The sequence below is a fragment of the Acinetobacter sp. WC-743 genome (genome assembly GCF_000335555.1).
In the GTDB taxonomy this organism is placed as follows: domain Bacteria; phylum Pseudomonadota; class Gammaproteobacteria; order Pseudomonadales; family Moraxellaceae; genus Acinetobacter; species Acinetobacter bereziniae.
This window is the reverse complement of sequence record NZ_AMFQ01000110.1, coordinates 1-10,600: the sequence shown is the minus strand read 5'-3', so window position 1 is coordinate 10,600 and position 10,600 is coordinate 1. Positions and strand designations below refer to the sequence as shown.

General features: G+C 38.0%; 12 protein-coding genes. 5 read left to right on the top strand and 7 right to left on the bottom strand.

The annotated features are described in order from the left end of the window. Nucleotides 1-705, bottom strand: a 705-nt coding sequence (locus ACINWC743_RS16980) for a phage late control D family protein (RefSeq protein ID WP_009586289.1), incomplete at its 3' end; no start/stop codon positions are given. Between the two features lie 421 nt (nucleotides 706-1,126). On the opposite strand from ACINWC743_RS16980, the gene ACINWC743_RS16975 reads away from it, so the two are divergent. Together ACINWC743_RS16975 and ACINWC743_RS16970 are read left to right on the top strand one after the other, a co-directional pair. Next, entirely contained in the window at nucleotides 1,127-1,390 is a 264-nt protein-coding gene (locus ACINWC743_RS16975; protein WP_004830319.1) for a hypothetical protein, read from the top strand. Nucleotides 1,391-1,397: 7 nt separating this feature from the next. After that, nucleotides 1,398-2,264 carry a patatin-like phospholipase family protein gene (locus ACINWC743_RS16970; protein WP_009586294.1) on the top strand — a complete coding sequence of 289 codons (867 nt, stop codon included), beginning with the start codon at nucleotides 1,398-1,400 and terminating at the stop codon, nucleotides 2,262-2,264. Nucleotides 2,265-2,276: 12 nt separating this feature from the next. Here the strand turns inward: ACINWC743_RS16970 and ACINWC743_RS16965 are convergent, their stop codons facing one another. The 5 genes from ACINWC743_RS16965 to ACINWC743_RS16945 form a co-directional block, all read right to left on the bottom strand. Then, nucleotides 2,277-2,660, bottom strand: a complete 384-nt coding sequence (locus ACINWC743_RS16965) for a hypothetical protein (RefSeq protein WP_009586295.1) — start codon at nucleotides 2,658-2,660, stop codon at nucleotides 2,277-2,279. Then, nucleotides 2,661-3,344: a hypothetical protein gene (locus ACINWC743_RS16960; protein ID WP_035301345.1), complete on the bottom strand. Its 684-nt coding sequence runs from the start codon at nucleotides 3,342-3,344 to the stop codon at nucleotides 2,661-2,663. Continuing rightward, nucleotides 3,341-4,000, bottom strand: a complete 660-nt coding sequence (locus ACINWC743_RS16955) for an HAD family hydrolase (RefSeq protein WP_009586285.1) — start codon at nucleotides 3,998-4,000, stop codon at nucleotides 3,341-3,343. The genes ACINWC743_RS16960 and ACINWC743_RS16955 overlap by 4 nt, the downstream gene beginning before the upstream one ends. 71 nt (nucleotides 4,001-4,071) lie before the next feature. Beyond that, on the bottom strand, nucleotides 4,072-4,980 hold the full coding sequence (locus ACINWC743_RS16950) for a pyridoxal-phosphate dependent enzyme (protein WP_035301344.1): 909 nt from the start codon (nucleotides 4,978-4,980) through the stop codon (nucleotides 4,072-4,074). A gap of 26 nt (nucleotides 4,981-5,006) precedes the next feature. After that, nucleotides 5,007-5,438, bottom strand: a complete 432-nt coding sequence (locus tag ACINWC743_RS16945; protein WP_009586291.1) for a GNAT family N-acetyltransferase — start codon at nucleotides 5,436-5,438, stop codon at nucleotides 5,007-5,009. A gap of 378 nt (nucleotides 5,439-5,816) precedes the next feature. Here ACINWC743_RS16945 and ACINWC743_RS16940 point away from each other — a divergent pair, with 378 nt between their 5' ends. Then, nucleotides 5,817-6,503 carry a hypothetical protein gene (locus ACINWC743_RS16940; RefSeq protein WP_009586298.1) on the top strand — a complete coding sequence of 229 codons (687 nt, stop codon included), beginning with the start codon at nucleotides 5,817-5,819 and terminating at the stop codon, nucleotides 6,501-6,503. A 148-nt stretch (nucleotides 6,504-6,651) separates the two neighbouring features. Here the strand turns inward: ACINWC743_RS16940 and ACINWC743_RS16935 are convergent, their stop codons facing one another. After that, nucleotides 6,652-7,899, bottom strand: coding sequence for a class I SAM-dependent methyltransferase (locus ACINWC743_RS16935; protein ID WP_009586293.1), 1,248 nt, complete (start codon nucleotides 7,897-7,899; stop codon nucleotides 6,652-6,654). A gap of 101 nt (nucleotides 7,900-8,000) precedes the next feature. Between ACINWC743_RS16935 and trhA the strand changes: the two genes are divergently transcribed. Together trhA and ACINWC743_RS16925 are read left to right on the top strand one after the other, a co-directional pair. After that, complete coding sequence (gene trhA / locus ACINWC743_RS16930) at nucleotides 8,001-8,645, top strand: PAQR family membrane homeostasis protein TrhA (RefSeq protein ID WP_009586296.1); 645 nt, start codon at nucleotides 8,001-8,003, stop codon at nucleotides 8,643-8,645. Between the two features lie 137 nt (nucleotides 8,646-8,782). After that, entirely contained in the window at nucleotides 8,783-10,093 is a 1,311-nt protein-coding gene (locus ACINWC743_RS16925) for an MFS transporter (RefSeq protein WP_009586286.1), read from the top strand. The last annotated feature ends 507 nt before the right edge of the window (nucleotides 10,094-10,600 follow it).

Here is a 10,600-nt window from a genome sequence, read left to right as displayed (position 1 = left end):
GTGAAAGCGGATGCTTCTGCGTTCTAACGCAGTGTATTGGCTGTTGTCATCAATTAAACGTAGTTTTTGGGCTTGGATCGGTGCTGAAATGTTAGCAACGTTCAGTTCGGCTTCATCAATCAACCAGCTTAAATTTTCACTTCTCATCAAACGAGTAAGTAGATCGTGGTCGCTTTCGTTCATCTGTATAATCAATGGACGAACATCGTAGTCTTTGGTCAGCCCAGTTTTATCTAAACTCAAACTAGCAGCAAACAGCGGACTTCTTTGCTGCCATTCTTTATGCAATATTTCAATGACTTGTATCACTGACTTATTCATAAACACTCTGCTATTACGGCGTTTATGCCACAGTGACGTCGCATCCTCAAGTTTGAGCTTATAGACCGTCAGTGCACCATCACTTTGTCCCTGTGCAGCTTCGGTAATGATGCCTGTGGTACGGAACAGTTGTCCTCGGTCGGTGACTTGGTCGATTGCAGCTTGGCAACCGATAAACTGTTTGAGTGGAATATTTGCAGATGTTGCAAGACAGATCAGTTCCGCAGACACGCCTTGATTGATGGCATGTTGTCCATCAATACGTTGCAAGAACACTTGGGCGGTCAAATCAGGATTGCTAAACTGAATATGCAAAGCTCTTTTTTGAGCGGTTAATCCTAATTGATCCAATACTTTATAAATACTATTTACTAAGCTATTCATTTTAATAATTTATTCATTTTTAGTTGAGCTTATTATAAATCAAAATCATTTTTTTTCTATTCAAAGAAACAATTTCATACACTAAAGTCCTTAAATTCAAATACATTTTTTTATTATTTGTTGAAAAGTTAAATAAAAATAAAGAAACTAAATCTCATTATTATTTTGATATTTTAAGCTTTAATTTGAATGGTGATGTTATAAACATTGAGAAATAAGTTAAAAAAAATGATAGGAATTTATATGATTTGAAGGATGAAAAGTTGAGCTACCATAGGCTAATGCTTAGCGCTAATCATTGTTAATTCTTCTCTAACTAGAAAGTCATATTTATTTTATGTCTTTCTTCTTCAAGCTACACTATCAATAGAATTTTTGAGATAAAATAATTGCTATAGTTCATTCTATTAGGCATTTTCCTATGAACGATATAAAAACTCCCAAAAAACCGTTATGGAAATCGAAAGCTGTTATTTTTGCTACGATTTTTAGTTGTCTTTTCCTATTGTTTTTTTATATGGCTGTAAGTAATGAACCTGATTACATGCCGAGTCAACAAAACAAAGTAAGCTCTCATACAACAGCACACACAGAATCTGAACACTCAAACCATGATAAGCAAATGTCTGATCAACAAATGAAAAATATGCCTCATAATGATAGCCATACAGAATCTTCTCGTTAAGTAATCAATGATGACTAATTTACGTAATGCCCTTGTTGTAGAAGGGGGAGGTATGCGTGGCGCTTTTACCTGTGGCGTACTCGATGCTTTTCTGCAACAAAACTTCAATCCATTTGATCTATTTGTGGGTGTTTCATCAGGTTCAACCAATCTTGCTAATTATCTTGCCAAGCAACACGGTCGCAATATTGAACTATACCTCGACCATTCACTGCGTCCTGAATTTATCCGCTATGGTCGTTTTTTTAAAGGCGGTGATTTATTAGATATGCAGTGGATGTGGGATACTGTTGAAAAGGAAAACCCTTTAGATCAAAACACGCTATTTGCACAAAATCCTGATTTTTACATGGTCTTAACCCATGCTCGATCTGGTCATGCCGAATATTTACGCGCAGGGAAAGACAATATTATTGACGGATTACGTGCTTCAAGCTCTATTCCCTATCTTACAAGGAAAGCTGTTGATATTTTTGGTGAGCCTTATTTTGATGGTGGTGTCGCAGATGCTCTTCCAGTGCAATGGGCAGCTCAGCAAAGTAATATTAAGAACCTATTGGTTATACGTACTCGAACCCAAAGTTATTTCAAAGCCAGTAGCAAAGCAGACCAATTTTTTGCCAAATATTTAATGAATCAATATGCTGGATTTTCAGATAGTCTTAAGCAACGTTGCCAACGTTACAACGCAACTGTCGACTTTATGCGTCAAAATAATCAGCAAGGTATTTTAGAAGTTTGTCCACCTGACGATAAAATGTTAGCTGGTCGTTTATGCAAGGATAAACGAAAATTGCAATATACCTATGAAGTTGGCTTGGATTGTGGTCGCAAAGCCATCGAAGATTGGGAAAAATTTTCCAAACAAGCATAAAGTCTTTTTAGTTTAGTTTGTCTTCAACAAGTATGTTGTGTCATACCCTTCACGAAGAAATGCATCTTTGGTGATACTTTCTATCTCAATGATTTGACCTTTTCTTAAAGTCACTGGAAGTGGATGTTCAATTTTTATTTTCATGGTTTGATTGACGAATGTTTGACATCCACTATCAGCTCTTCCATGCTTTTCTGCTTTAAGCACTTTTATGTTGATAAACAATTGACTTTTAACAAGCTTATCTTGGTGCTGATTGTTAATGTTAGCTATTGTTAGGGCTTTAACATCTAAGACTTTAGCACTCAATAAGCAGTGGTTGACATAAGATGCCCAAGTAAAATTAGGAACAGTCACAGTCAACATCAACCCCAAAATATGAATCAAACACTTCATCTAATGGTCCTTTTTCCAAAACTTCCATGACTTTTCAGGGCAAGTATAAAGTTTGTCAGAAACTGAGATTTGAGCATTGGTTTTGAGATCAAATACTTGAAATTGGCATTGATTATTTTGATATTGACCTAAAATTTCGTAATCATGCCCAGCCTGAGGTCTAAAAGAAGCAACGGCATCCACACATTGATCAATCACTTGTGCTTTTGTCCGAGATGAATCAGTCGCTCCAAATACAAAACCATATAAATTCACAGGTTGATCTGCATTTAAAATAAACTCTTTATAGGAAATCAGTTGGTAGGTTCGCATCGCATTGCTTTCAGCTTCTTTCTGCATTGCACTACGTGGCATCCCTTCTTCGATATTAAAGGTGATTCTTGCATACGCTTTGAGCGCAGATAATGCACCATTTCCACTTAAGTAATCCCGTATCCCAGCTTTTCTCCCTGCACAATCAAATGAATGTTGAATTAAAGTTTTTGTCGCACCCTTTCGATAGACTCGAATCCGCGACTGTGTCGCTGGGTCATAAATTTTTGGCTTTGTTTCCACCTGTACCTCATAAGGTAATGGTGCTGATTGCTGTGTTTCGGCATGTGTAAATACACTGAATTGAGATACGACTCCAAATAAAAATAAAACCTGAAGTCGTACTATGCCATGCTTATATAATCTGTTCATTTTATTTTTAAAATACTAAGTATGTCTTGAAAAGACTTTACACGATGATCTGCTTGTGTCGATATTACTTTTTGTTCTGGGTCAAATAAAATGGTCTGCATACCGACAGATTTTGCCCCCACAATATCAACAACTTCATTATCACCCACGAAAATACATTGCTCAGGCAAAAGTTCAAGTTGGTGACACGCCAACAGGAAAATTTTGGGATCAGGCTTTCTTAACCCAACGGCTTCTGAAACGATAATGCTAGAGAAAAGCTTCTCTAATCCTAATGCCTGAAAATTACGCTCTTGAAATGGGCTCCGACCATTGGAAATAAGCCCAAGCGAAAAATTAGCCTTAACCAATTGATCAAGTACCGAATCAACACTTTGAAAAGCCACACAAAACTTGTTGAAATCTTGAATATAACTCGCAAGCAAATCTTGTGTTGTATATTTGGAAATCTGAAACTCTTGAATGAGTTGTGCATAAACTTTGTCTTTCCACACAGCACCATTCGCATCGAGAGCAATAAAACGTTGAATAAAGTTTTGCTGTTGTGACAGTGGAACAAGGGTTAATGTATTGAGTTGCCAATTTAAAAATTGCACAAGTGAGGAAGTTCGATCTAAAAGTGTTTGATCTAAATCAAATAATACAGCTTGTATCATTTTATCGTCTACTCAATAATCAAAATATTCCATTCAAAAAATATCTAAGGTTTATGCCTGATTCAATCAGTTTATCCATTAAATCCTTGTAATGTCTCTAAGGTGATACCTGCTCCACCACAGACTATAACCAAAACCTGATCAGATAATTTAAACTGAATTTTTTGATCATAAAGTACAGATAGTGTTGCGCCACATGCGGGTTCAACCAAAAGACGATGATCATCAACAAACTTTAGACATGCATTGACAGCCTCTTGATCTGAAACAATTCGACTGTGTACATCAAATTGTTGACTCAGTTCAAATGCATTTTGACAGACTTTTTTTGCAGCCAAAGTGGTCGCTATACCGCTTACACAATCCAACTCAATATGCTGCTTAGCCATCATTGATGCATTTAAAGATGCTGTGCCCTGTGTTTCAACGGCATAGACTGGAACATGCCCTAGCTCATGTTTATTTAAACCAGCAACCACACCGGAAAGTAGGCTTCCACCACCAACTGATAAAACGACGGCATCAGGTATAACTCCCTCAGCAATCACTTCATCAATCATTGGGATTATACCTTCCCATAACAGTGGGTCATCAAAAGGGTGAATAAAAACATCATTTTGTGTTAATAAAGACTGTGCTAATGCATTCGCTTCACCCCATGAAGCACCATGTACAATCACTTCAGCGCCTTGTTGAGCAATTAACTCTCGAGCGCGTTGTGCTGTAGTCTCAGGAACAACGACTGTTACAGGAACACCGAGTTGTCGTCCTGTATAAGCAACCGCTAGACCAGCATTTCCCCCTGAAGAACTGACAAATCGCTGAGCGCCTTGCTCAAAATATTTTTGACATGCATAACTAATACTTCGCTGTTTAAAAGAAGCAGTAGGTTGTAAAGCCTCCATTTTCAGCCATACCTGACATTGATTGAGTTGACTTAAAACGAGTGACTGTATTAACGGGGTTTTTATACTGAGCATTGATGATGATATTCTCTTGCTTGATTTCAACTATTTTTTAAATTTTGGTACATATCGATATGTGGGATTCCACAATCCAGATATGTTTCACCTTGTAATTGAAAACCCAAGTTCTCATAAAATTTTGTCGCATAGACTTGCGCAGATAGTTTAAGTACAGTTCTACTTTCCTGTTTTGCAACATCAATAATATATTGCATAAGCAGCTTACCGATCCCTGCACCACGGTATGTTTTTAATACCGCAACACGCCCAATACTGTCATTTTGTAATAACCGCGCAGTTGCAATGGGTTGATTCTGCTCATACATGACAAAATGCAATGAAACAGCATCTTGATCATCCCATTCTTCCGCTTCACTGATATTTTGTTCTTCAATAAAAACCTTTCTACGAATCAATTGTGCATCGTGTTGAAGTTGGCTCCAAGGTCCTGATTGAATTTCAAATCGACTCATTTGTTAAATCCTAATACCCAATAAATTGATCATTGATTGTTTCAAATTATGCTACTGTATGCTGACAATGCATTCATTATCACTTACTTAGGGTCTGTGGACAATTCGTCCATGTTTGCGACTAGGTGTGTTTTTTAGGCGATTCTAGGCGCGAAATACGAAATTTAGTCATTCTAAATGAGTAGTTCGTAACGACAAAGCGACAAAAAACACGCTAGTCCCGAAGGGTTGTGGCTAAAATTATCTCAGGCTACGTTATGAAACTTAAAAATAGTCTCGCTATTCTCTTCATTTCATGCCTTGCCTGCTCAATTTTAACCTACAACGCAAGCCATTTATGAAATGTCCACAGCCCCTAACCAAACCTGTAGAATAATTATGTTTCTAAATCAAAAATTTAAAGTATTTCTTTATAGCGCAATTTTACTCTCCACTCAAAGTATTTACGCTAAAGCATCCGAACTAGATCGTGTCAAAGTGATCACACAAAGTATGATCGGATTATTTTCTCAAGAAGATCACCAAGACCAACTCAATATAAAAATGGCTGCGGCAATGGCAGGTATTTCAGAAGCTGAAGCAAAAAAGAACAGTGATGAAAGTGCTGAAAAGCAATTAACGGCATCTCAACAAATGAAGGAGATTCTTAAAGAACAGTTCAATGCTGATGACTTTAAAATTGTTGCGCCTGCATTTGAACGTCACTTAAAAGCGCAAGGCTCTGCATATAAAAGCTGTCAACAAAGCGGCAAGATCATTGAAAATAATGACAATTTTCAAGTTCCATTAAGCTGTAAAGTTCCGGTCATTAATTTTGATAATATTCAAATGCCTGTACGAGACAGTAAAGACAGTGAAGCAAAATCCGTTGCGAAAGGTACAGACTTTTTAACTGATCTCATCAATAAAGCACCACGTGAAGTATTCGCAACCAGTATCTTGATTCATAAGATAGACGGACAATTGATTCCAGAAATGGATAATCCACAATATTTCCCTGATACTGTTGCTCAAAAAACAGCAGGTGAAACAGAAGCTGAACTCAATAAAACCAACCAAGAATAGCATGTAAACTTTGACCTGATCTTGGTATTTCCTTGTACCTAAATATCAGGTCACTATGGGTTAAGCGTATAAACTTACGCCTAGCCCATACAAAGTATCAGGTGTTTCAATCTGTACAAAATCAATCCACTTCTCAGCTATGCTCTAATCAGCACTTTTCTCCAATATCTTGTTGATCCCATTGATTATTCAGCAACAATTCCAAGGATTGCTTGTGAATGCCATACATAGTTTTCAAGGCTTGAATCTGTGCCAGAACGGCAGGGTCTGGTTCAACAAAATCTTTACGTTTCGTTGCCAAAATCATTTTATTTTTACTGGTATGTTCCAAAGCAACAAACTCAAAAACTTTGGTTTCATAGCCATAGGCTTTGAGTAATAAAGCACGAATCGTATCTGTTAACATCTCTGCCTGTTGTCCAGCGTGAATACCAAACTGCAACATCGGTTGTAAAACTTGTGGGCTTTTCAACTGTGGTCGTAATTCTTTATGGCAGCATGGCGCGCACATGATCATTTGTGCATTTAAACGAATCCCCGTATGAATCGCAAAATCCGTTGCAACATCACAGGCATGTAGGGCAATCATCACATCCAAATGTGAAGGATGATAGGTTCTTACGTCCCCTTGGAAAAAGTCCAATTGCTCAAAACCTGAGGCTTTTGCCACATCTTGGCAGAACTTCACCATTTTATCATTCAGCTCTACCCCCGTCACATCAGCAGTTTGATGATGTTTAGCCAAATAATCATACAGAGCAAAGGTCAAATACCCCTTGCCTGAACCAAAATCTACCACCTTTAATGGCTGTTCTTGAGATTGTGTCTGGTCGGGTAGTTCTTGTGGCAGTATCTGGGTCAATGCCCCTGAGAAAATTTCAATAAATTTATTAATCTGCTTCCATTTACGTGCCATGCTTGGAATCACTTGTGCATTGGCATCGGTAATTCCAAGCGGTTTTAGGAAGTAACTCTGTTGATCGACAAAACGCTGTTTACTACGGTCGTGTGCTTGCTGTTCGGTTTTAGGGGATTTGCCCGCTTTGTTTTTGCTTACTGTGAGTAAGGCTTTCTTTTTATTCTTTTTAAACTGTATCTCTGCTTCATCGGTAAATAAATTGGCTTGTTTACACTGTTCTGCCAACTGCTGAATCGTGCTTAAAGCATCGGATAAAGGATAGTTTTTTGTAATATCATTGGTTTTATAACGATATAAACAACTCAAAACAGACTCTTGTTGTAATTGGATGACTCGAAAGGTCATTTTCTCCAAATCAGTCAATTCACCTTTATACTGACTTAAAATTAAACGATCTAAATTTTGATTATCAATAGCTTGCTGTACGCTATCAAAAAACTGTTGTTCTTGCACAGATAAACTCGCGACATCAGACATGATCAAAACTCGTATTAATTAAGTTACCTATTTTAAAACGTCTTACTTTAAAGGTAAAACTGCATTACTATACAAGTGTATTTTTAAGGTCATAAAATCTAATGTCGAATGATCAAATGATTCATACTTATGCCGCACACGAAGAACGCATCAATGCTTTGAGTCATGCATTTGGTGCCATTTTGGCTGCAATTGCGACTGTATTTATGCTGATTAAGGGACATGATCTACACGGATGGCAATTTTTTGGGTTGGTTGTTTATGGATTGAGTATGGTTCTATTATTCTCAAGTTCAGCAATTTACCACTTTGCTGTCGATGAAAAAAAGCGACACTGGTATAAAAAACTTGACCATACGGCGATTTATTATTTAATCGCCGGAACATATACACCATTTTTGGCGATTGCAATTCCAACAGCTAAAGCTCATTACTTACTGATTGCACTTTGGGTGATTGCTGCTATTGGAACACTATTCAAGTTAATATTCATCAATCGTTTTGAAAAGATTTCCTTGGCTGCCTATTTAATTATGGGATGGCTTGCTGTGCTTGTTATGGATGATATGCAACAGTTTTTGCGACCAGAAACATTAAAATTATTGGTCATTGGCGGTTTAGCATATACAATAGGCGCATTGTTTTATGCCTTAAAAAGCGTAAGATACACACATGCTATTTGGCATATATTTGTTCTGATCGGTGCAGGATCACATTTCCTTGCAATCTATCTTTACGTCATTTAATTCATAGACACTCAAAATTCAGTGACCCTGATGGAGTGGATTTGAGTTGATCTCGTTGTTTTTTTAAGAAATTACGCCTTTTTTAAAAAGATTACGCTTTAAAGACTCGTTTTACTTTTAAAAGTGTAAGGTTCACCATGGCGTCATCAACTATTGCTACTCCTGAAATTCAAACAAATTCAAAAACTCGCGTTCTTTTCGCAAGTCTTGTCGGCACAACAATCGAGTTCTTCGATTTTTATATCTATGCCACTGCCGCAGTCCTGATTTTTCCACACTTGTTCTTTCCAGCAAGTACAGATCCGATGACGGCAACCATTCAATCACTCGCGACATTTGCCATTGCATTTATTGCACGTCCAATTGGTGCTGCTGTGTTTGGTCACTTAGGTGATCGTATTGGTCGTAAAGCAACACTGGTCGCAGCCTTGTTGACTATGGGTATTTCAACAGTGTGTATTGGTCTGCTTCCAACTTATGCTCAAATTGGTATTGCTGCTCCACTGTTACTTGCTCTCTGCCGTTTAGGTCAAGGTTTAGGTCTGGGTGGTGAATGGTCAGGTGCTGTATTACTTGCTACTGAAAATGCGCCTGAAGGCAAACGTGCTTGGTATGGGATGTTCCCACAGCTAGGTGCGCCGATTGGTTTTATTCTTGCAACAGGTTCTTTTCTTGGTCTTGGCGCATTAATGTCTGAAGCAGACTTTATGCAATGGGGCTGGCGTATTCCATTTCTTGCAAGTGCTGCATTGGTGATTGTCGGTTTATATATTCGTTTAAAACTGCATGAAACTCCTGCTTTCCAAAAAGTGTTGAACAAGCAGAAAGAAGTAAACGTACCGTTTAAAGAAGTTGTGACCAAACATTATAAAATGTTATTCCTTGGTACAATTGCGGCGGTTTGTACTTTCGTTGTGTTCTATCTGACCACTGTATTTGCGCTCAACTGGGGAACCAAACAACTGGGTTACTCTCGTGCACAATTCTTAGAAATGCAACTTGTTGCGACCCTTTGTTTTGCTGCCTTTATTCCACTGTCGGCTGTATTTGCTGAGAAATTTGGACGTAGAGCAACCTCAATCGGGGTATGTGTTGTCTCAGCACTGTTTGGTTTAGTGTTTGCAAGTATGCTTGAGTCAGGTAGTACAGTGATTGTGTTCTTGTTCTTATGTGTAGGTTTAGCACTAATGGGCATGACATATGGACCGATTGGGACTGTTTTATCTGAAATCTTTCCGATTTCTGTTCGTTATACAGGGTCAGCATTAACTTTTAACTTGGCGGGTATTCTAGGTGCATCATTTGCTCCTTTAATCGCAACAGAGCTTGCGACCAAGTACGGTTTACAAGCTGTTGGTTATTACTTAACAGCTGCATCTATTCTTTCGCTTTTGGCATTCTTGGCAATTCGTGAAACTAAAAATGATGATGTAAACAACCAAGTTTAATCGTGCGATAAGATCAAAGAAGCCTGCAATTTTGCAGGCTTTTTCATTGATTTTTTGAGCTTAGTCAAATTTAATTTAACCTGAGTTCGATAAAAATCATTGATGAAAGATGATACAGTCAAACCGCCTGATTATTCATACAAGTGATTTGGATGGTTCATTTATTTTGTACTTTTTGAATCATTGATGGTCTTGCTATCGTGAGGCGACATGAATGTCGCCATGTTGAGCAGGGGTAAAGGATGTACCCCTCGCTCAACGAAAGATTTTTGTCACTTTTCATCTCTGAAAAGTGAGGCATCGCTTACGCAAAAGAATTTAAACTTTAGCACTAAAGCGTGGCAGTGCAAGCTTTAGATCATCAAACAATCTATTGATCGCCTTCATTTTATTGGTCAAGAGAAATAAAACTATATTGATGGTTGCGCTTACGGAGCTTCGCTCCTCATACCAAAACAAGTATGGCGAGCCCTTGCGGAGCTCCGCTCCTCATCCTAAAATCGGATG